This window comes from Mycobacterium venezuelense (assembly GCF_054919535.1).
This window is the reverse complement of sequence record NZ_JBONDW010000009.1, coordinates 16742-37519: the sequence shown is the minus strand read 5'-3', so window position 1 is coordinate 37519 and position 20778 is coordinate 16742. Positions and strand designations below refer to the sequence as shown.

Below are 20778 nucleotides of genomic sequence, written 5' to 3'. Positions count from 1 at the left end.
CTTCCGGGAATGGAGATTTCGGCTACGTCTCGAGGTAACGCAGTACCGCCAGGACGCGGCGGTTCTCGCTCTCGTCGGGGGCGAGATCCAACTTCGTGAAAATGGACGCGATGTGTTTCTCGGCCGAGCCGACCGAGATGTGCAGTGCCGTGGCAATCGCCGAGTTGGTCTTGCCCTCGGCCATCAATTGCAGGACGTCTTGTTCGCGCGGGGTCAGCTGATCCAGTGCGCTGCGTCGGTGGGAACGAACCAAGATCTGTGACACCACCTCGGGATCGAGCACGGTTCCGCCGCCGCCCACCACCTCGACCGCGTCGAGAAAAGCAGGCACATCCGCGACCCGATCCTTCAGGAGATAACCGAATCCCTTGGTGTCCGAAGCGATCAGGTCGGCTGCGTAACGCTCCTCCACGTAGTGCGAGAGCACCAGGACAGGCGATTCAGGGTTCTGGCTGCGTAGCAGGGCCGCGGCCCGGATGCCCTCGTCGGTGAACGTCGGCGGCATCCGGACGTCGAGGATGGCCAGGTCGGGACGGTGCTCGTTGACGAGCCGCAGCAGGTTGGTGGCGTCGGGAACTCCGGCGACCACCTCATGACCGGCGTCGGCGAGGATGCGCTCGATGCCTGCCCGCAACAGCGCGGAGTCCTCGGCGATTACGACGCGCATGGCAGCACCGCCGTGACGATCGTCGGCCCGGTCACCGGACTCGACACTGCGAACGATCCGCCTGCGGCGCGGACCCGTTCTTCCAAACCGCGCAGGCCGGTGGCGTTCTCGCCCGCATCGATCACCGCGCCGCCTCTACCGTCGTCGAACACCGACACGTGCAGCACGTTGGCGGCATCATCGAGCCGGACGGTCACCACGGCCTGGGTGGCCTCGGCGTGCTTGGCGATGTTGGTCAGGGCCTCGGCCACCACGAAATAGGCGACCGACTCCACCTCGTCCGGCAGCCTTCGTGGCAGATCGACATGCAATGTCGTTGGCACTCCCGAAGTTTCGGCGCGCTGCACCACCGACGACAACGCCGCGTCCAATCCGCGGTCGGCGAGGATGGTCGGGGCGATGCCGCGCACCACGTTTCGTAGCTCGACGAGCGCGCTCTTGGCGTCGTCGTGCGCCTCTGCGATCAGTGCCTTCGCGGCGGGCAGATCGGAGTCCAACTTGGTCTGTGCCAGCCCGATCGTCATCGCCAGGGAGACGAGCCGAGGTTGCACGCTGTCGTGCAGATCGCGCTCGATACGGTGGCGTTCGGTCTGCGCCGAGGACACCGCACCTTGTCGCGCGTCGGCCAGTGCACTGACCTGGTACTGCAGGGCCGCCGTCGGGGAGGGGGACAGCAGCCACCGGTCGATTGCGGCGTCAAGGGCGGGCGCGAACACCAGGATGGCCGCGGCAGCCGCGACGGCGACGATCGCCAGCAGCCAGGCTATGGGCGGCGAGACGAATATCAGGCCAGCGTCGCCGTCACTCTGGCGGATCGCGGTGGCCGCGGCCGGCCCCACGAACGCGAACAGCAATAGCCCGAACGCGATACCGGCGGCCAGCATGTCGTAGAGCATCCGCAGATAGTGGTGGGCGACTCCTTTCCAGAATCGCGCACTGCTGATGTCCAGCCACTGCTGATGGGCCCAGCGTTGCAAACCGGTGTAGTGCGACAGCCGGCGCGGCGGAACGCCGATGCCCAAGCCGAAGACCGCCTCGCTGCGGGCCCGCTCGACCCACTCGACTCCGCGCATGAGGTAGATGAAGACGACTGCGGCAAGCAGGAATCCGATCACCGATGGAATCGATGACAGCCCGACGATCAAGATGGACAACGGAATCCAGAACCACACCAGCGCCAGGGCGGCTCCCGTGATCAGCGAGGCCGTCGGTACGACGCCGATGTTGCGGGGCTTCGCGAGGGGCACGGCAGGGGCGGGAGCGGCCGGTGGGCCGGTTTCGCTGATTGCGACCATGCCTTCAACCTACGAAGTCGAGGCGTCCGGCGACACAGCGTTTTCCCGCGAACCGGCTGGGGGATAACCACCCCTTGCCTTCCACGTGACCGCGCCGATGAGTTTCCGCCGGCCCACCGGTCTACCCATCCGTCAGCTCATCTCGCCCGCCAGGAGGACACCATGACCGTTCTGACCGCACCACAGACAAAGAAGATCAGCGAAGGCACGTCGCTGAGCCGTCGAATCGGAATCGGGATCAGCGTGCTCGTCGGCGCGTTTCTGGTATTCGACGCGGTCGGCAAACTCACCCTGCCCGAACAGGTCGAAGCCGGGACGGAATCGCTCGGGTTCCCGGTCGAGCAGGCACTGGCGATGGGCATCGTCCTCGCGGTCTGCGTCGTCGTGTACGCGGTCCCGCGGACCGCAGTGCTCGGTGCGCTGGGCCTCACGGCCTACCTCGGCGGTGCTGTCACGGCGAACATGCGTGTCGAGGCTCCGTTGTTCAGCCATACGCTGTTCGCGGTGTATCTCGGCACCTTGATGTGGATCGGGCTGCTCCTGCGTCGCCCCGAACTGCTCAGAATTTTCGGGTTGCGACGCTGAATCTCATTTCGGCGCAGTCAGCTCGAGCGCGATGTTGTCGGGATCGCGGAACTCGAGGATGTAGGACGGGCCGATGTCCTTGACCGGTTCGTGCGCGATGCCCAGATCGTCCAGATGGCGCGCGGCGTCGTTGAGCTCGGCTACGCTCGCGACTCGGAAAGCCAAGTGGTCCAAGCCAGCTCGGTCCTCATCGAAGCGATCCTCGGCGACCGGTCGCAGGCCGATCAACGTGCCGCCGAGGTCGTAGATCACGCCACCGAACAAAAAGCTCAACCGTTCCCGGATTGTCGCGCTCGCGTTCTCCGGGAGCTCGAGGAGGACCGGCCAGTCGAACACGCTCTCGTAGAACTGTCGCGACCGTTCGATATCGCTGACCGTGAGCCGGACGTGCGCGATGGAGGACGTTGCAATCGCCATCCGTTCATGCTGCCATCGTGCTCCCGAACGCATCAGTGGTGACCCGCGAGCGCGGATCACCACTGATGAGGGGAAAGGTTGCGCTACTCCGCCGCGTCGGCGGCCTCCGCGCCTTCGTCACCGGGGGTCCAGCCGTCCCTGAGCTTGTCGGGGAAGCTGGTCCAGCCCTCGCGGAGCTTGTCGGGGTAGTTGACCCAGTTGTCCCTGAGTTCGCCGGGGAAGCTGGTCCAGTTTTCCCGGAGCTGGCCGGGGAACGTCTGCCAGGCGTTGGCCTGGATCGGCACCGCGCAGGTCCAGGCCTCGGTGGAGGTCGGCTCGTAGCCCTCCTCGCTGTTGATTTTGTCGATGACGCTGTCGCAGTTGGGTGCGGCGGAAGCCGGCGCGGCGAGCGCGATCGCGCCCCCGAATGCCCCGGCGGCCAAAACCCCCACGATGAGTTTGTTCATGATCTGTGTCCCTCGGGTGAAAAGCTGATTTGAGATGGACTGTATACCTATTCGCCACAGTTTGCTGAAGTTTTCACTACGCGTCTTTTCCTGCCGCGCGGCAAGAGAAACACGCTGCGGTCACCTGGGAGATTCGCGGGTGTGGATTTGCCCATGGCCAGTGCGTTCGTCACGGTTGGGCACGTCGCGTCGGGGCGCGTCGGTCACGCCGTCACCCGGTCTGCCGCTTACTCCGGCGAGATTTTGCCAAACTTCGCCTTCCGCGGCCCATGTCAGAATCACTTCGTGCGGGTTGGGATGACGATGCCGGTAATGGAGCCACAGCTGGACGCCGCGACTTTGCGCGCGTGGGCGCACGTCATCGATGGAGGCCCGTTTTCGTCCTTGTGCTGGGGTGAGCGGATCGCGTTCGACAACCCCGACAGCCTGACCCTGCTCGGGGCGCTGGCGGCCTGGACCGATCGGGTCCGGTTGGTGACCACCGTCGTCGTACCGCAACTGCACGACCCGGTGATGCTCGCCAAAGGGCTGGCCACGGGGGATCTGCTCAGCGGCGGTCGGCTGACGGTCGGTATCGGAATCGGCGGCCGCGAAGAGGACTACCGGGCGGTTGGGGCAGACCCGGCCACGCAGACCCGACAGGGTCTGGCCGATCGGGTGGCGGTGATGAAGCGCGTGTGGGCGGGTGAAAAAATCACTGACTCGACGCTGCCGGTGGGTCCCCCGCCCGTGCAGACCGGCGGACCGCCGCTGCATATCGGCACCATCGGACCCAAGACCGTGCGTGACGCCGCCGCGTGGGCGGACGGCGTCGCGGGGACGACCTTGGACCTGGACTTGGACAAGCAGGCCGAGTTGTTCGACATCGCGCGGGCCGCGTGGGCGCAGGCCGGGAAACCGAAGCCGCACCTGGCCACGTCGTTCTGGTTCGCGCTCGGCGAACCCGACGAGGCCAGGGCGCAGGTGCACCGGCATCTGCGTCGGTACATGAACTGGATCCCCGCCGACTACGTCGACGCGATGGCTCCCACGACCGGCTGGGCCGGCAGTGAGGACGAATTGGTCGAAGTGCTCGGCAAGTTCGAGGACATCGGCACCGACGAGGTGCAGCTCATTCCGACGAGCTCCAACATCGACCAGCTGCGCCGGGTGGCCGACGTCGTAAAGATCTTCGCCTGACGGGGGTGCGATGGCAGGCTGAGAACATGGCCGCCACACCGCTTCCCCCCATCGTCTCCCGCGCCGAGTGGGAGGAGCAACGTGCGAAACTCCTTGTCCGCGAAAAGGAACTGACACGCATGAAGGATGCGGTCAGCGCGGCGCGACGGCGCCTGCCGATGGTCGAGATCACCGAGAACTACGTGTTCGACACCGAGAGCGGGCCGCTCTCGTTACTCGATCTTTTCGACGGGCGCCGTCAATTGATCGTGCAGCACTTCATGTTCGGTGCCGACTGGGATCAGGGCTGCGACGGCTGTTCGATGATGGCCGACCACATCGGCCCGCTGTCCCACCTGTACGCCAAGGACACGTCATTCGTGCTGGTGTCCCGGGCGCCCATGGGCAAGCTGCTGGCATTTCGCGACCGCATGGGCTGGGCGCTGCCATGGGTGTCTTCCGGGGCGACGACGTTCAACGAGGATTTTCGCGCGACGGTCGACGGTGAGGAACGTCACGCCATCAGCGTGTTCCTGCGTGACGGCGAACGCGTGTTTCACACCTGGTCGACCTACGGCCGCGGTGAGGAGCCGTTCATGGTGGTCTTCGACCTGCTGGATCTCACGCCCTACGGGCGACAGGAGACCTGGGAAGACTCGCCGAAGGGCTGGCCACAACAGCCGCCCTACGAGTGGATGCGGCTACACGATTCCTACTGACCTGGCTGTTTAACATTCGCGAGAAGTGGAACGATAGATAGTCAGAGGCCGTAATTCGGCTGATGAGGAGCAAGAGATGAATTTCGTGAAGAAGATCGCTACGACAGCCGCCACCGTCGGTGCGCTCGGCTTCGCTGCCGTCGGTATCGGTGCAGGTCAGGCCAACGCCGATGACCCATGGTGGTGGGAGCCCGTGCCATCGCCAGGACACTTCGTGCCGTCACCGGGCCATATCGGCCAGTTGCCGTTCGTCCCGCCGCCAGGGCACTGGGACAAGCCCGGCAAGTGGTTCAAGTAGCGGCATCGTCAACAGGACCGGCCTACCACGCAGAACGGCTGCGCGGTAGGCACGGGTGACTTGCTCGCTTTCTTCAGCGCCTCGAATTTCATGACGATTTCGTCGCTGATGCGGAAGGCATCGTTTTCCTGCGGCAGGTCGTAGTAGGCCGCCTCGGCGGCCTTGAAGCGTTCGACGGCCGCCTCGTGTCTCCGCTGGTTCTCCGGCGTGGGATTGGCCTCCTTCGCTGCTTCCGCGGCTTCGAGAGCCTTTGCTGCTGCGTTTATTTCGGCATATACCCGGTGTGTCTTGGGGGAGTCGGTGCCGTTCTGGGAGTCGTACCAGCCCTCCGCGATCGCGGCTTCCATGGTGCCGGGCTTGAGCTGGTTCTCCGGCTTGAGCGCTTCTTTGATGACGTCCTTCTTGGTGCTGGTCTGCCAATAGATCTGGCCTTCGTTCAGGCCACGCCCGGCGAGCATCGACGCGATGCGGAACGCCTGCTCGGCGTGCCGCGCTTCGTGATAGAGCGTCGACGTGAGGGCGGTGGTGTGGCGGTCACGGTGTTCCGGATCACTCGGCAGCTCTTTGAAGGCCGACGGTTTGATGAAGATCGTCCACGTCGTGCTGTCGAACTGATTGCCTTCGCCCGTAGTGAGTTCGACGGCGGGCACTCCGACCTCACCGAGGTGCTTGTTGATCTCGGTTTTCAACGCCAGGCGTCGTGCCTCGGGTGTCTTGAGTTCGTCCCACCTGTCCAGGACGGACTTCATCTCACCGACGTAGACGGTGATGCGGGCGCTGACCCCTAGGCCCCCTTGGAACATGCGCGGCAATGTGCGGGGGCCCGCCATACCGTCGACCTTCAGGTGTGGCTCGAATTCGCTGCCCTTCGTCCGCTGCCATTCGGCGACGGCCTGCACGTCGGCGGCGTCCATCTCATCCTTCGGCGGAGTGCCGACCGCGGCTTGGATCTGGTTGATCACCGCCTTGGTGTAGCGCTTGGGTTTTTGCTTGTAGTAGAAGATCGCGCCGGTGACCTGCTGTGGGTCGAGGACGCCCTCGACCTCGATCACTGGTTCGCGTTGCACATGTAGCAGGTCCGTGGTGGCGCGATTGCCTGCCAGGCGCTGCAGGCCGAGGACTCCGCCAGCCGTTCTCGCGTCGACGCCGGCCGTCGCTGCGCGACGTGGTGTGCCGGCGCGGCGTCTGGCATCCCGCGCAATTCGGTCGAACATGCGATCTCGCCCCCTCATGCGAGATGGATAGGCCGAACCTACGAATTGCGCAGGGCGGCCACAATGGACGAAAGGGCAGAATCGAGCGCCGATTCTTGCGTAGGAAAACGCGCGACACGCAATTTGCGAAAAGCTGTCTACTCACGAACCTGTGTGGTGACACACTTGGCGAAATTCGAAGTGCGTCAAGCGATGGGGTAGCGGTCATGAGTCCGTCGCACATCCGGGTCGTTGCGTGTACTTGTGTGCTCGCGGTTGGAGTCATGGTCGGCACACCGGCGATCGCGTTCGCAGAACCAACTATTGACGGTGGTGTCACCGCGAGCGCCGATGAAACCGCCGGTGGCTCACCCGAATTGACGTCGTCGACAATCGATACCACCGCAGCGTCGCCCGAGCCAACCGCCGCCGGCAGCGCCGAGGACAGCGCTGCCGCTGCGGAGCGAAACGCTGTCGAAGGCGTCGACAGCACGGTCGGTTCCGGCCGTAACCCTGGTGACCCGCCGCTCGCAGAAGATGGCGGCTCCACCGAAACGTCGGCAGCCGAACAACCTTCGGCGACAGCCAGCGCGACGGATGAGGGGTCTGTCATCGCCGATGCGGACGCGGAATCGGCCGCTTCGGATTCCGACCCGACCACCGAGGCCACGCCTGAGACCACCGAGGCGGACGGTTCGGGGTCAGCACCGGCTGTTCAAACACAATCCCAGGGCACCACCGCCGTGCCGCCCGACAACACGCCGACTGCACCGCCACCCGGGACCGTGCCCGCTGCCGCGTACGTGATGGCCGTGCCGTATCTGGCCCTGCTGGGCCTGCAGGCGGTGGTCGCACCGGTTGCCCATGTCATGGCGGCAGTGACGTACCTGCTCGCCGAGGTGGTCGTCGTACCCCTCCTACAGCTCCAACATGATCTTGTGATGTTGTTCGCGATCGCCGGAGTCGAACCCGTGGTGGACAGCCTGGCGCAAATCGGTGTCGCGCTACCGCCATCGGTTCAGGCGGCGTTGGAGGCGAAGTTCGCCGAACCGGCGCCAGGCGTATCCCCGCTGGACGCCGTTTCGGCCGGCGTGGCTCAGCCGGAGGCCGGGCTTCCTCTGGAAAGCAAGTTGCCCGCGGCCCCCGCACCGCCCGAACCGGGCGAGTCAGTGCTGTCGCGGGTCTCGTCGTTCATCGGCGACATCACCCGCAAACTGCTGGAGTCCCCAACGTTGATGGCATTGGCCATCGCAGCCCTACCTGGCCTCGCCGGGTTGTTGGTGCTGACGGCTGGTGGCGTGCGGCTCGGGTACCGGCAGGCCAAGGCGCGGGTTGCCGTGCAGGTGCATGGCATCGCCCGATTCGTGGCGATGGAGCCAGTGGCCGAGGTTCGGTGCGGGGCGTTGGTGTTGCTGCGGCCACGGATCAGGTCCGCACCAAAGCCGGTCGTCACGGCGGTGCTGGACGAGGCGGCATAGGCGCTGACAACATTTTTGCCCGCCGGCGGAATATTGCGGGGGCGTAGTTGATTTCACACCTCAGGGCCGTCTATCCGGGCGGTCTGCCCGAGGCCGAGTGAGGTGGTCAGAGGTGGATTCGAACAAGAATCGCAGGCAGTTCAAGACAGTGTCGGCCGGTATCGGTCTGACGGCGGCAGGGGCTCTGGCGGTGCTGGGAGTGCTGATGAGCCAGTCACCTGCGGGAACGCAGAATTGGAGTCAGGCGCCGATGGAGACGGGAGCGACGGTGACGCAATCCACTCCCGCGACCGAGCCGGAAACGTCGGTGGCCAAGCCGCCGTTCACGTTTACGACGCCAGAGGGGTTCGCGGTACCGCACTAGCGCTGCACGGTCCAGCGGCCGGGATGGTTCAACAGCCGTGGTGTAAGCACTCCTACAGTGACCGTTCACGGCTCGTGTACGTCGGTTCCCATCGCCCGAAAAGCCTTGGTAGACAAGGCTTTGGGCGACGGCTGACAGTTTCTCACAGGCAGATTCGTCCGTGCGCGCTCAGATCCCAAGGTGACTAACGCTTTCGCCGATTAGCGTTCCAAGCATGTTGAACCACAGTGCCATTCGGCGCGAGGTGCTCATGATGCGGGCGTTTCGGAACCGCCTGGTCGGTTGGGGTCAACGCCGTGTCACCGGCACGGAACAGGTCATGCGCGAGGGCATGGGTTTCTGGTCTTCGCGGTCTCTTCACCGATCTGGCGACCGGCCCCGCAACCGCCAATGCTCGACTGCCTCGTCGCGCTCGGGCTGCTCAAGTGTGACCGCAACGGCCGGTACCTGAACTCGCTGCGGGCAAGTCTGTTCCGTGGATCGCAACAGGCCCAGCTACATCGGCGGGCTCATGGAGCTGTCCAGTAGTCGTCTCTATGACCTCTGGTCCGGGCTCGGCGACCTGATGAGCACCGGGAACCCCGCCGCCGAGGAAGAGAGCGGCGACAACGAGTTCTTCGCCACCCTCTACCAGGACCCCGCTGCGCTGAGGCACTTCCTGTCCGGGATGACCGGTATCTCGACAGCCGAGGCGACGTTGATCGCCGCGCGGTTGCCCTGAAGGCGGTTCAGCACGTTCGCCGATATCGGCGGAGCGCAGGGCGCGCTGCCGGTCCGCGTCGCGCTGACCCATCCGCATCTGACCGGGCTCAACTACGACCTGGCCGCGGCCGGCCCGTCTTCACCGAGTACGTCGCGCCGGTTCGGCTCGAGCTCATCAGGAAGGCGTACTCGGCGCTGCCGCCGGGAGGCTCGCTTCTCGTCTACGACGCCATGGTCGACAACAAGAGCCGATACCGCTCGATGGGCCTCTTGTCGAGCTTGAACATCATGCTCGAAACCCGTGAGGGCTTCGAAGCGAGCACTGACGAGTATGTGCGCTGGCTCGGCGATGCCGACTTCCGCGACGTCACGGTCACACACCTGGTGGGGCCGACCTCGATGGTCTACGGGTTCAAGCCGACGGCTTAAGCCTGGTCAGAGGGTATTTTGCGGAGTGCCCCCGGCAGGATTCGAACCTGCGGCCTTCTGCTCCGGAGGCAGACGCTCTATCCCCTGAGCTACGGGGGCGCGATGGTTAAACCAGCTGCGCCGATTGGGCGTGGATAGCGTAGCGCATCCGGCGGCGAATACGGATTCGGGGCGTGAGCACCCCAGACCATAGGATGGACCCTCGTGACCCCCGCCGACCTTGCTGAGCTGCTCAAGGCCACTGCTGCGGCAGTGCTGACCGAACATGACCTGGACACGGCCGCGTTGCCCGCGACCGTGACGGTCGAGCGCCCCCGCAACCCGGAGCACGGCGACTATGCGACCAACCTCGCTCTGCAGGTCGCCAAGAAGGTCGGGGCCAATCCACGCGAGCTCGCGGGCTGGTTGGCGACCGCGCTCGCGGCCGCCGACGGCATCGCCGCGGCCGAGGTCGCCGGCCCGGGCTTCGTCAACCTGCGCATCGAGGCGTCCGCGCAGGGTGTGATCGTCACCAACGTGCTGGCCGCGGGGGCGGGCTACGGCGCGTCGGAGGTGCTCAAGGACCAGAACATCAACCTCGAATTCGTCTCGGCCAACCCCACGGGGCCCATTCACATCGGTGGCACACGCTGGGCCGCGGTGGGTGACGCGCTGGGACGGCTGCTGGCGACGCAGGGCGCCGAGGTCACGCGTGAGTACTACTTCAACGATCACGGCGCGCAGATCGACCGGTTCACCAACTCGCTGATCGCGTCGGCGAAGGGCGAACCGACCCCCGAGGACGGCTACGCCGGGGCCTACATCGTCGACATCGCACAGCAGGTGCTGGCCAAGGCGCCCGATGCCATGAGCCTGCCCGGCGAGCAGCAGCGCGAGACGTTCCGCGCAATCGGCGTCGACCTGATGTTCACCCACATCAAGGAGTCGCTGCACGAGTTCGGCACCGACTTCGACGTGTACACGCACGAGGATTCGATGCACACGTCCGGCCGGGTGCAGCAGGCCATAGCCAAGCTGCGCGAGACCGGCAACATCTACGAGAAGGACGGCGCAACCTGGTTGCGCACCACCGAGTTCGGCGACGACAAGGACCGCGTCGTCATCAAGAGCGACGGCAACCCGGCCTACATCGCCGGTGACCTCGCCTATTTCCTGGACAAGCGTCAGCGCGGCTTCGACCTGTGCATCTACATGCTGGGTGCCGACCACCACGGCTACATCGCGCGGCTCAAGGCCGCCGCGGCAGCGCTCGGCGACGACCCGAACACCGTCGAGGTGCTGATCGGGCAGATGGTCAACCTGGTCCGTGACGGTCAGCCGGTCCGGATGAGCAAGCGCGCGGGCACCGTCATCACGCTCGACGACCTGGTCGAGGCCATCGGCGTGGACGCTGCACGCTACGCGCTGATCCGCTCGTCGGTGGACACCCCGATCGACATCGACCTGGCGCTGTGGTCGAGTGCGTCCAACGAAAACCCGGTCTACTACGTGCAATACGCACATGCCCGGCTCTCGGCGCTGGCCCGCAATGCGGCCGATCTGGGCGTTGTCGCCAGCACCGACAAGCTGGACCTGCTCACGCACGACAAAGAAGGCACGCTGATCCGCAACCTGGGCGAGTTCTCCCGGGTGCTCAAGACCGCCGCCGCGCTGCGCGAACCGCACCGCGTGTGCCGTTACCTGGAGGATCTGGCCGGCGACTACCACCGGTTCTACGACTCCTGCCGGGTGCTGCCGCAGGGCGACGAGGAGCCGGGCGATCTGCACGCGGCGCGGCTGGCGCTGTGCCAGGCCACCCGCCAGGTCATCGCCAACGGTCTTGCCATCCTCGGCGTCACCGCTCCGGAGCGGATGTGAACGCGCACCCCGCCGGTCCGCGGCATGCCGACGAAGTCCATCACACCGCCACCCCCGCCAAGCCGCAGACGCCGGACGAGATCCTGCTGCTGGCTCCGAATGTCTGGCCCCGCAACCTCGTTCGCGGTGCCGACGGCGTGGTGTCGATCGCCGGAGTGTCGGTCACGGATCTGGCCGCCGAGTTCGGCACGCCGCTGTTCGTCATCGACGAGGCCGACTTCCGGTCCCGCTGCCGCGATATCGCGGCGGCCTTCGGCGGCGGCGAGTACGTCCACTACGCGGCCAAGGCGTTCCTGTGCTCCGAGATCGCGCGCTGGGTGGACGAAGAAGGTCTCGCACTCGACGTCGCGACCGGGGGCGAGCTCGCCGTCGCGCTGCACGCGGGCTTCCCGGCGGAGCGAATCACGGTGCACGGCAACAACAAGTCCGTCGAAGAGCTGACCATGGCGGTCAAGGCGGGCGTCGGCCATGTGGTGCTGGACTCCGAGATCGAGATCGAACGCCTCGACGCGATCGCCGGACAGGCCGGTGTCGTGCAGGACGTGCTGGTGCGCGTCACCGTCGGCGTTGAGGCCCATACCCACGAATTCATCTCCACCGCGCACGAAGACCAGAAGTTCGGGTTGTCATTGGCCACCGGCGCCGCGATGGACGCAGTGCGCCGGGTGTTCGCCACCGACAACCTGCGGCTCGTCGGCCTGCACAGCCATATCGGGTCGCAGATCTTCGACGTCGCCGGGTTCGAACTGGCCGCGCACCGGGTGATCGGTCTGCTGCGCGACGTGGTCGCCGAGTTCGGCGTGGAGAAGACCGCGCAGATCTCGATCGTCGATCTCGGTGGGGGACTGGGTATTTCCTATCTTCCGCACGACGACCCGCCGCCGATGAAGGACTTGGCCGACAAGCTCCTGGCGATCGTCCGCAACGAATCCGCGGCTGTCGGGCTGCCCGCGCCCAAGCTTGTCGTCGAGCCCGGCCGTGCGATCGCCGGGCCGGGGACCATCACGCTCTACGAAGTCGGCACGGTCAAAGATGTGGCCGTGAGCCCGACCGCGCACCGTCGGTACGTGAGCGTCGACGGCGGCATGAGCGACAACATCCGTACCTCGCTCTACGCCGCCGAGTACGACGCCCGGTTGGTCTCGCGGGTGAGCGATGCACCGGCCGCGCTCGCGCGCATCGTCGGAAAGCACTGTGAGAGTGGCGATATCGTCGTCCGCGACACCTGGGTGTCCGATGACATCGCGCCGGGCGATCTGCTCGCTGTGGCCGCGACCGGGGCGTACTGCTACTCGATGTCGAGCCGTTACAACCTGCTGTGCCGTCCCGCCGTGGTTGCGGTGAAGGACGGCAAGGCGCGGCTGGTACTGCGACGGGAGACCGTCGACGATCTTTTGAGCCTGGAGGTGAGTGGTCAATGAGTCAGAAGCCCATCGGCATAGCGGTATTGGGCCTGGGTAACGTCGGCAGCGAAGTGGTGCGCATCATCAACGAGAGCGCCGCCGACCTGGCCGCGCGCATCGGGGCGCCGCTGGAGCTGCGCGGCGTGGGCGTGCGCCGGGTTTCCGACGATCGCGGCGTGTCGCCCGACCTGCTCACCGACGACATCGCTGGCCTGGTGTCGCGCGACGACGTCGACATCGTCGTCGAGGTGATGGGCCCGGTGAAGCCTGCCCGCAAGGCCATCCTGGCCGCGCTCGAGCAGGGCAAGTCCGTCGTCACCGCAAACAAGGCCCTGATGGCGCAGTCCACCGGTGAGTTGGCGCAGGCCGCCGAGAAGGCCCGCGTCGACCTGTATTTCGAGGCCGCGGTGGCAGGCGCGATCCCGGTTATCCGCCCGCTGACGCAGTCGCTGGCCGGTGACTCCGTACTGCGCGTGGCCGGCATCGTCAACGGCACCACCAACTACATCCTGTCCGAGATGGACAGCACCGGAGCCAATTACGAGACGGCACTGGCCGACGCCAGCGCGCTCGGCTACGCCGAGGCCGATCCCACCGCCGACGTCGAGGGCTACGACGCCGCGGCCAAGGCGGCCATTCTGGCCTCGATCGCGTTCCACACCCGGGTGACCGCCGACGACGTGTACCGCGAGGGCATCACCAAGGTCACCGCGGCGGACTTCGTCTCGGCGCGCGCGCTCGGCTGCACCATCAAGTTGTTGGCCATCTGCGAGCGGCTCACCACCGACGAAGGCAAGCAACGGGTTTCGGCCCGCGTGTATCCGGCGCTGGTGCCGCTGTCGCACCCGCTGGCCGCGGTCAACGGCGCGTTCAACGCCGTCGTGGTCGAGGCCGAGGCCGCCGGCCGGCTGATGTTCTACGGTCAGGGTGCCGGCGGCGCTCCGACCGCGTCGGCTGTGCTCGGCGACGTCGTGATGGCCGCGCGCAACCGGGTGCAGGGCGGCCGGGGCCCGCGGGAGTCGAAGTACGCGAAGCTGCCGATCGCGCCGATCGGCTTCATCCCCACCCGCTACTACGTCAACATGAACGTCGCGGATCGACCGGGCGTACTGTCCGCTGTGGCAGCCGAATTCGCCAAGCGTGAGGTCAGCATCTCCGAGGTGCGCCAGGAAGGCATGGTCGACGAGGGTGGCCAGCCGTGCGGCGCGCGCATCGTCGTGGTCACCCACGAGGCGACCGACGCGGCGCTGTCGGAAACCGTCGAGGCGCTGGCAGATCTCGACGTGGTGCAGACCATCAACAGCGTGCTCCGCATGGAAGGAACGAGCGCATGAGTTCAGCAAAGGCCGGCCAAGTTGCCCGGGTGCACCAGCCCTGGCCCGGCCTGATCGAGGCCTACCGAGACAGGCTGCCGGTCGGCGACGACTGGACACCGATCACCCTGCAAGAGGGTGGCACGCCGCTCATCCACGCCGAGCGGTTGAGCGAATTGACCGGCTGCACCGTCCATCTCAAGGTCGAGGGGCTCAACCCCACCGGTTCGTTCAAGGACCGCGGCATGACGGTCGCGGTCACCGAGTCGCTGGCCCGCGGGCAGCAGGCCGTGCTGTGCGCATCGACCGGAAACACCTCGGCATCGGCGGCCGCATACGCCGCGCGTGCCGGGATCACCTGCGCGGTGCTGATCCCGCAGGGCAAGATCGCGATGGGCAAGCTCGCGCAGGCGGTCATGTACGGCGCCAAGATCATTCAGGTCGACGGCAACTTCGACGACTGCCTGGAATTGGCGCGCAAGATCACCGCCGACTTCCCGACCGTCGCGCTCGTGAACTCGATCAACCCGTATCGCATCGAGGGCCAGAAGACCGCGGCGTTCGAGATCGTCGACGCGCTCGGCACCGCACCCGACGTGCATGCGCTGCCGGTCGGCAACGCGGGCAACATCACCGCGTACTGGAAGGGCTACACCGAGTACCACCGCGACGGCCTTTCGGACCGGCTGCCGCGCATGCTCGGAACCCAGGCCGCCGGCGCGGCCCCGCTGGTGATCGGTGAGCCCGTCAAGGAGCCCGAGACCATCGCGACCGCGATCCGCATCGGATCGCCGGCCTCGTGGAGTGCGGCCGTCGAAGCTCAGCAGCAGTCCAAGGGGAAGTTCCTGGCGGCCACCGACGAGGAGATCTTGGCCGCCTACCACCTGGTCGCCCGGACCGAGGGCGTGTTCGTCGAACCGGCTTCGGCGGCCAGCATCGCGGGCCTGCTCAAGTCGGTCGAGGACGGCTGGGTCAAGCGCGGCTCCACCGTGGTCTGCACGGTCACCGGTAACGGCCTGAAGGATCCGGACACCGCGCTCAAGGGCATGCCCGCCGTCACGCCGGTTCCGGTCGATCCGGTGGCCGTCGTTGCCAAGCTCGGTCTGGTCTAGCGGAGAATCAGGTGACACACACTCTGCCCGTCGGGATCACGGCCACGGCCGTCGTCGCTGCGTCCAGCGCGAACCTGGGACCGGGCTTCGACAGCCTGGGCCTGGCGCTGAGCCTGTATGACGAGATCGTCGTCGAGACAACAGAATCCGGGCTTCGGGTGGAGGTCGAAGGGGAGGGCGCAGGCCAGGTCCCCCTGGACGGTACACACCTGGTGGTGCGGGCGATCGAGGCCGGCCTGCGCGCGGCTGGCTACTCGGCTCCCGGGCTGATCGTCCGCTGCCGCAACGATATTCCGCATTCGCGCGGTCTGGGTTCTTCGGCCGCGGCGGTGGTTGGCGGCTTGGCGGCCGTGAACGGCCTTGTGACACATGCTGGTTCGGAACCGATGACGGACACCCAGCTGATCCAGTTGGCCAGCGAGTTCGAGGGGCACCCCGACAACGCCGCGGCAGCGGTACTGGGTGGCGCGGTGGTGTCGTGGACCGACGAGGGTGCGGACGGCGGAGCGCGGTACTCGGCCGCGCCACTGCGGTTGCATCCCGACATCCGGCTGTTCCCGGCCGTGCCGCAGCAGCGGTCGTCGACCGCCGAAACCCGCGTCCTGCTGCCCGAGCAGGTCAGCCACGTCGACGCGCGGTTCAACGTCAGCCGTGCGGCGCTGCTCGTGGTCGCGCTGACCGAACGGCCGGATCTGCTGATGGCCGCCACGCAGGATGTCCTGCATCAGCCCCAGCGGGCAGCGGCGATGCCGGCCTCGGCGGAATATCTGCGCATCCTGCGCCGTTATGGCATTGCAGCGGTGCTTTCGGGGGCGGGTCCCTCGGTCCTTGGCATGAGCGCGCAGGTGGGACTACCTGCCGAAGCCCTGGAGTTCGGCACCGCCAACGGGTTCACCGTCAGTGAGATGTCGGTCGGTTCCGCCGTACGTTGGACTTCAGGTGTGGCGGCCCGGAACTGACATCCCGGGCTGGGTATGCACAAGGGGTGTGCGCGCAAACACAACGCGCGGAGCAATTGACGTTGCTTGATTCCTGCACCGAAGCGGGTTATTCTCGCTCTCGTCCAGCAATCGCAGGGTCTCTGCCTGCGTCGACACCAGGACGACCACCCAATCTTCTTGTGTTTCACTCGTGGACTGATGGTTCGCCGTTTGACGGTGAATCCTGGCGATCGCCGTTGCGCAGGCGACGGTGTGAGCCACGCGTTCAGCGGTTCGGCTGAATGCGCATTGACCTTTGGGGAGCCCTCGCACGACGCAATCAGCGAGGGAAAGAAAGGAAATCCGTGACAGATACGGACCTCTTCACGGCTGACAACGCCAATGACACCGGTGATTTGTCGAATGCCGTGACAGCAGACAGCGTTGCGCCCGCTGCCGCCAAGTCGGACACCGCGCCGCGCGCTTCGAGCGCCCGGCCCGCGTCGCTGTCGACGATGGTGCTGCCGGAGCTGCGTGCGCTCGCCAAGGAAATCGGTGTTGAAGGTGCGTCCGGTCTGCGCAAGAGTGAGTTGATCGCAGCCATTCGCGCCCACCGCGGCGAAACCAACGGCCGGACCGCTGAGGCCAGCAGCCCGGCGGCCACCGACGCGCCGGCGGACGCCGGTGCCGAGGTTGCCGAGCAGCCCGCCCCCCGACGCCGTGAGCGGCGCGGATCGTCTCGTCAGGCCGGAGCTCCGGTTGGTGAGGCGGCCAAGGAGGACGCGAAGGGCACACCGGCCGAGCCGGCCAAGGGTGCCGAGGCTGAGCCGGCCAAAACCGCCGAAGCCAAGGCTGAGACCGCGGAAGCGAAGGCTGAGCCGGCCGAAGCCAAGCAGGACACCCGCAACAAGGGCGACCGGCGCAAGGACGATCAGGCCAAGGGCGACCGGAACAAGGACGACCAGGGCAAAGACGACCAGGGCAAGCAGGACCGGCAGGACAAGCAGGACCGGCAGTCCGCGGGTGACCAGGCGGATCAGCAGTCCGACCAGAACCGCGGTGGCGGAAATGCCGATGACGACGGCGAAGGCCGTCAGGGCCGGCGTGGCCGCCGGTTCCGCGACCGTCGGCGCCGTGGCGAACGCGGCGGTGAGGGCGGCGGCGAGACCGAGCTCCGTGAGGACGACGTCGTCCAACCGGTAGCGGGCATCCTCGACGTTCTGGACAACTACGCCTTCGTCCGCACGTCGGGTTACCTCGCCGGGCCGAACGACGTCTACGTGTCCATGAACATGGTCCGCAAGAACGGGCTGCGTCGCGGTGACGCGGTCACCGGCGCGGTCCGGGTGCCCCGCGAAGGCGAGAACACCGGCCAGAATCCGCGCCAGAAGTTCAATCCGCTGGTCCGGCTCGACACCGTCAACGGCGGATCGGTCGAGGACGCCAAGAAGCGTCCCGAGTTCAGCAAGCTGACGCCGCTGTACCCGAACCAGCGCCTGCGCCTGGAGACCACTCCGGAGCGGCTCACGACCCGCGTGATCGACCTGATCATGCCGATCGGCAAGGGCCAGCGCGCCCTGATCGTGTCTCCGCCGAAGGCCGGTAAGACGACGATCATGCAGGACATCGCCAACGCGATCACCCGCAACAACCCGGAATGCCACCTCATGGTCGTGCTCGTCGACGAGCGCCCCGAAGAGGTCACCGACATGCAGCGCTCGGTGAAGGGTGAGGTCATCGCCTCGACCTTCGACCGGCCCCCGTCAGACCACACCCAGGCCGCCGAGCTGGCCATCGAGCGGGCCAAGCGCCTGGTCGAGCAGGGCAAGGACGTCGTGGTGCTGCTGGACTCGATCACCCGGTTGGGCCGCGCGTACAACAACGCGTCACCGGCCTCGGGCCGCATCCTGTCCGGTGGTGTGGACTCCACCGCGCTCTATCCGCCGAAGCGCTTCCTGGGCGCGGCCCGCAACATCGAGCACGGTGGCTCGCTCACCATCATCGCCACGGCGATGGTCGAGACCGGCTCGACCGGTGACACCGTGATCTTCGAGGAGTTCAAGGGCACCGGTAACGCCGAGCTCAAGCTGGATCGCAAGATCGCCGAGCGGCGGGTGTTCCCGGCCGTCGACGTCAACCCGTCCGGCACCCGTAAGGACGAGCTGCTGCTGTCGCCGGACGAGTTCGCGATCGTGCACAAGCTGCGCCGCGTGCTTTCGGGTCTCGACTCGCACCAGGCCATCGACCTGCTGATGAGCCAGCTGCGCAAGACCAAGAACAACTACGAGTTCCTGGTGCAGGTCTCCAAGACCGCACCCGGTTCGATGGACGTCGACTGACCCGTCGGTTTCCGTACGCAAGGCCCTCGCTTCGGTGGGGGCCTTTTGCGTGCCGGGGTCCGACTACTCAAGTTTGACTACTATGGCATGCATGGCCACGACGACGATTCCGCTGCTGCCTTGTACCGACCTGGACGAAACCGTCGAGTTCTACCGGGCGCTGGGTTTTGACACGTCCGACCAGCAGACCAAGCCCTACCTGTACCTGGCGTTCGCGCTGGCCGACATCAATGTGCACTTCAAAGAGCCGGCGCCGAGCCTGAACCCGGCCGAAGAACTGTCCGGCGGGTGCGTGATCCTCGTCGACGACGTGCGTGGCTTCCACGCGGAATTCACCGAGGGCCTGCGCAGGCACTACGGGCGGCTGCCGATCTCCGGGCTACCGCGGATCGCCCGCCTGCGCCCCGGGCAGTCCCGGTTCAACCTGTATGACCCGTCGGGCAACTGCCTGGCGTTCATCCGGCATGACGAGGCCGACATCACCTACGGCGGGTCGCGCAGCCTGTCCGGCCTGGCCAAAGCGCTCGACAACGTCGCGGTCTTCCGGGATTTCAAAGACGATGACGTGCTCGCCGCCCGGGCACTCGACACGGCGTTGCGCCGATACCGCGACAGCGCGCCGCGGGTGGATCTGGCGCGGGCTCTTGCGGACCGGATCGAGCTGGCCATTGTGTTGGGGGATCGTGCGACCGCGGATTCCGTTCGCGCCGAACTGGATTCGATGCGACTGACGCCGGACGAGCGTGAGGGTGCGGCGACCGAACTGCAAGCCATCGCGGACCTCGAACGTTGGCTGGCGTAGCCGCGCCGACCGTCCGGCTGCTCGTGCTGGGCGTCGTGCGCACCCGCGGCGAGGCGCATGGGTACGCGATCCACCGCGAACTGATGTCATGGCGCGTCGACACCTGGACGGCAGTCAAGCCGCCGTCGATCTATCACGCAGTCAAACAGCTTGAGCGCGAAGACAAATTACGTTCCGTGCGCGCCGAACCGAGCCCTCGCGGGCCGGCCCGGGTGGTTTACGGCATCACCGAATCCGGTGTCGAGGAGTTCTTTCGGCTGCTCGAGGCGGCGCTCATCAGCCCTGACATCGAGGAGTTCGGGGCCGGTATCGCATTCATGCGCAGTCTGCCCCGCGATCGTGTGGCCGACCTGCTCACTCGGCAGCTGACGGTGAGCCGCCAGATCGGGGCCGAACTGCAGGACATGAAGCCGCAGTGGCCCGACCCGGCGCAGCCCCCGCACGCCCAGCATCTGCTCGACCTGTGGAGTGGGGTGTTCGATTCCAATGCCCGGTGGACCGCGTCGATGCTCGACCGTGTGCGGGCGGGGGAGTTTCAGTTCGACGACAACGAAAACTAGACGGCCGGATCTGCCTTCAGGCCGGGCATCACGTAACGCCGCAGATGGGTCAGCACAGCGTCGAAGTCGCCGGCATCCAACTGTTCGCCCGGGACGGTCGCGAACGTAAGAAGAACGCGCGCAACCCATTCCGATGCTTCGGCGATGTCGGTGTCGGCGTGGATCTCACCGGCTTCGCGAGCCGCGACGAGGTAGCGCGACCAGAACTCCGCGAGGTCGGGCACCAGGCCCTGCACGCCTGCACCCGCGCACGCGGCGAACTCGTCGGGCTCCTCGACCCGCAGCTTCATCAGTAGCGCGCCGGGATCGTCGTACGCCGTGCGGCCGTGCCGGATACCTGCGGCGATTTTCTGATCGAGGCCGTCGAACTGTTCGAGCATCGCGTGCGCCTCGGACCAATACGCCTCGTTCAGTCGCACGATCGCGGCGCCAAGCAGTGTCACCTTGTCCGGGAAATGGCGATAGAGCCAGCCGCGCGACACTCCGGCCGCCTCGGCGACCTCCGACACTGTCGTCGCACGAATCCCCTTGGCGCGCAGGCAAACTTCGGCCGCGTCGATCAACCGATCGCGCACACTCTTCGGGGTTGTCGTGCTGGTCAACTGCGGCGGCTCCTGGTCACGGGGTACGGGCAGGTACATGATTCTGCCAAGGCCTGACGCTACCGGGCCGCGGCACAACCATGGTAGACAGTTTTCTCAATCTGTTCACCAGCCTATGG

Annotated in this window: 22 protein-coding genes and 1 tRNA gene; 16 read left to right on the top strand and 7 right to left on the bottom strand. The window is 66.4% G+C overall.

All coding sequences use genetic code 11. The annotated features are described in order from the left end of the window. Positions 1–22: 22 nt before the first annotated feature. Both ACRCUN_RS16370 and ACRCUN_RS16365 read right to left on the bottom strand, forming a co-directional pair. The gene (locus ACRCUN_RS16370; protein WP_067858756.1) at positions 23–667 is read right to left on the bottom strand and encodes a response regulator transcription factor; all 645 of its coding nucleotides are present in this window, start codon (positions 665–667) and stop codon (positions 23–25) included. After that, positions 655–1962: a sensor histidine kinase gene (locus ACRCUN_RS16365; protein ID WP_462142677.1), complete on the bottom strand. Its 1308-nt coding sequence runs from the start codon at positions 1960–1962 to the stop codon at positions 655–657. Before ACRCUN_RS16365 ends, ACRCUN_RS16370 begins: the two co-directional genes overlap by 13 nt. Before the next feature lie 162 nt (positions 1963–2124). Here ACRCUN_RS16365 and ACRCUN_RS16360 point away from each other — a divergent pair, with 162 nt between their 5' ends. Continuing rightward, on the top strand, positions 2125–2547 hold the full coding sequence (locus tag ACRCUN_RS16360; protein WP_462142676.1) for a DoxX family protein: 423 nt from the start codon (positions 2125–2127) through the stop codon (positions 2545–2547). 3 nt (positions 2548–2550) lie between these two features. Here the strand turns inward: ACRCUN_RS16360 and ACRCUN_RS16355 are convergent, their stop codons facing one another. Further along, complete coding sequence (locus tag ACRCUN_RS16355; RefSeq protein WP_462142675.1) at positions 2551–2964, bottom strand: VOC family protein; 414 nt, start codon at positions 2962–2964, stop codon at positions 2551–2553. Positions 2965–3047: 83 nt separating this feature from the next. After that, complete coding sequence (locus tag ACRCUN_RS16350) at positions 3048–3410, bottom strand: hypothetical protein (RefSeq protein WP_462142674.1); 363 nt, start codon at positions 3408–3410, stop codon at positions 3048–3050. A gap of 297 nt (positions 3411–3707) precedes the next feature. Here ACRCUN_RS16350 and ACRCUN_RS16345 point away from each other — a divergent pair, with 297 nt between their 5' ends. The 3 genes from ACRCUN_RS16345 to ACRCUN_RS16335 all read left to right on the top strand — a co-directional run bounded on the left by ACRCUN_RS16345 (position 3708) and on the right by ACRCUN_RS16335 (position 5585). Beyond that, entirely contained in the window at positions 3708–4589 is an 882-nt protein-coding gene (locus ACRCUN_RS16345; RefSeq protein ID WP_462142673.1) for an LLM class flavin-dependent oxidoreductase, read from the top strand. A gap of 26 nt (positions 4590–4615) precedes the next feature. Beyond that, positions 4616–5287, top strand: a complete 672-nt coding sequence (locus ACRCUN_RS16340; RefSeq protein ID WP_462142672.1) for a DUF899 domain-containing protein — start codon at positions 4616–4618, stop codon at positions 5285–5287. 76 nt (positions 5288–5363) lie between these two features. Beyond that, complete coding sequence (locus ACRCUN_RS16335) at positions 5364–5585, top strand: hypothetical protein (RefSeq protein WP_462142671.1); 222 nt, start codon at positions 5364–5366, stop codon at positions 5583–5585. 8 nt (positions 5586–5593) lie between these two features. On the opposite strand, the gene ACRCUN_RS16330 is transcribed toward ACRCUN_RS16335, so the two are convergent. After that, positions 5594–6817 carry a hypothetical protein gene (locus ACRCUN_RS16330; protein ID WP_462142670.1) on the bottom strand — a complete coding sequence of 408 codons (1224 nt, stop codon included), beginning with the start codon at positions 6815–6817 and terminating at the stop codon, positions 5594–5596. Between the two features lie 245 nt (positions 6818–7062). Here ACRCUN_RS16330 and ACRCUN_RS16325 point away from each other — a divergent pair, with 245 nt between their 5' ends. The 4 genes from ACRCUN_RS16325 (at position 7063) to ACRCUN_RS16310 (ending at position 9751) form a co-directional block, all read left to right on the top strand. Further along, complete coding sequence (locus tag ACRCUN_RS16325; RefSeq protein ID WP_462142669.1) at positions 7063–8256, top strand: hypothetical protein; 1194 nt, start codon at positions 7063–7065, stop codon at positions 8254–8256. 112 nt (positions 8257–8368) lie between these two features. Next, complete coding sequence (locus ACRCUN_RS16320; protein ID WP_462142668.1) at positions 8369–8620, top strand: hypothetical protein; 252 nt, start codon at positions 8369–8371, stop codon at positions 8618–8620. 475 nt (positions 8621–9095) lie between these two features. Further along, the gene (locus ACRCUN_RS16315) at positions 9096–9341 is read left to right on the top strand and encodes a hypothetical protein (RefSeq protein WP_462142667.1); all 246 of its coding nucleotides are present in this window, start codon (positions 9096–9098) and stop codon (positions 9339–9341) included. Next, the gene (locus tag ACRCUN_RS16310) at positions 9338–9751 is read left to right on the top strand and encodes a methyltransferase (RefSeq protein WP_462142908.1); all 414 of its coding nucleotides are present in this window, start codon (positions 9338–9340) and stop codon (positions 9749–9751) included. The genes ACRCUN_RS16315 and ACRCUN_RS16310 overlap by 4 nt, the downstream gene beginning before the upstream one ends. 26 nt (positions 9752–9777) lie before the next feature. On the opposite strand, the gene ACRCUN_RS16305 is transcribed toward ACRCUN_RS16310, so the two are convergent. Further along, positions 9778–9850 (bottom strand) — tRNA-Arg (locus ACRCUN_RS16305). A gap of 105 nt (positions 9851–9955) precedes the next feature. Between ACRCUN_RS16305 and argS the strand changes: the two genes are divergently transcribed. The 8 genes from argS to ACRCUN_RS16265 all read left to right on the top strand — a co-directional run bounded on the left by argS (position 9956) and on the right by ACRCUN_RS16265 (position 20057). After that, positions 9956–11608 (top strand): arginine--tRNA ligase, encoded by a 1653-nt coding sequence (argS, locus tag ACRCUN_RS16300; protein WP_462142666.1) that lies wholly within the window; start codon positions 9956–9958, stop codon positions 11606–11608. Between the two features lie 80 nt (positions 11609–11688). After that, entirely contained in the window at positions 11689–13029 is a 1341-nt protein-coding gene (gene lysA, locus ACRCUN_RS16295; RefSeq protein WP_462142907.1) for a diaminopimelate decarboxylase, read from the top strand. Next, positions 13026–14345 (top strand): homoserine dehydrogenase, encoded by a 1320-nt coding sequence (locus ACRCUN_RS16290; RefSeq protein WP_462142665.1) that lies wholly within the window; start codon positions 13026–13028, stop codon positions 14343–14345. Before lysA ends, ACRCUN_RS16290 begins: the two co-directional genes overlap by 4 nt. Beyond that, positions 14342–15436, top strand: coding sequence for a threonine synthase (thrC, locus tag ACRCUN_RS16285; RefSeq protein ID WP_462142664.1), 1095 nt, complete (start codon positions 14342–14344; stop codon positions 15434–15436). Before ACRCUN_RS16290 ends, thrC begins: the two co-directional genes overlap by 4 nt. Positions 15437–15447: 11 nt before the next feature. Then, entirely contained in the window at positions 15448–16395 is a 948-nt protein-coding gene (gene thrB, locus ACRCUN_RS16280; protein ID WP_462142663.1) for a homoserine kinase, read from the top strand. A gap of 326 nt (positions 16396–16721) precedes the next feature. Then, positions 16722–18695, top strand: a complete 1974-nt coding sequence (rho, locus tag ACRCUN_RS16275) for a transcription termination factor Rho (RefSeq protein ID WP_462142662.1) — start codon at positions 16722–16724, stop codon at positions 18693–18695. 91 nt (positions 18696–18786) lie between these two features. Next, positions 18787–19497 (top strand): DUF8817 family protein, encoded by a 711-nt coding sequence (locus tag ACRCUN_RS16270; RefSeq protein ID WP_462142661.1) that lies wholly within the window; start codon positions 18787–18789, stop codon positions 19495–19497. Next, a complete protein-coding gene (locus ACRCUN_RS16265) occupies positions 19485–20057 on the top strand; it encodes a PadR family transcriptional regulator (protein WP_462142660.1) in 573 nt (190 codons plus the stop codon). The genes ACRCUN_RS16270 and ACRCUN_RS16265 overlap by 13 nt, the downstream gene beginning before the upstream one ends. Here the strand turns inward: ACRCUN_RS16265 and ACRCUN_RS16260 are convergent. Then, the gene (locus ACRCUN_RS16260) at positions 20054–20698 is read right to left on the bottom strand and encodes a TetR/AcrR family transcriptional regulator (RefSeq protein ID WP_462142659.1); all 645 of its coding nucleotides are present in this window, start codon (positions 20696–20698) and stop codon (positions 20054–20056) included. The two genes, ACRCUN_RS16265 and ACRCUN_RS16260, sit on opposite strands and share 4 nt — an antisense overlap. Between the last annotated feature and the right edge of the window lie 80 nt (positions 20699–20778).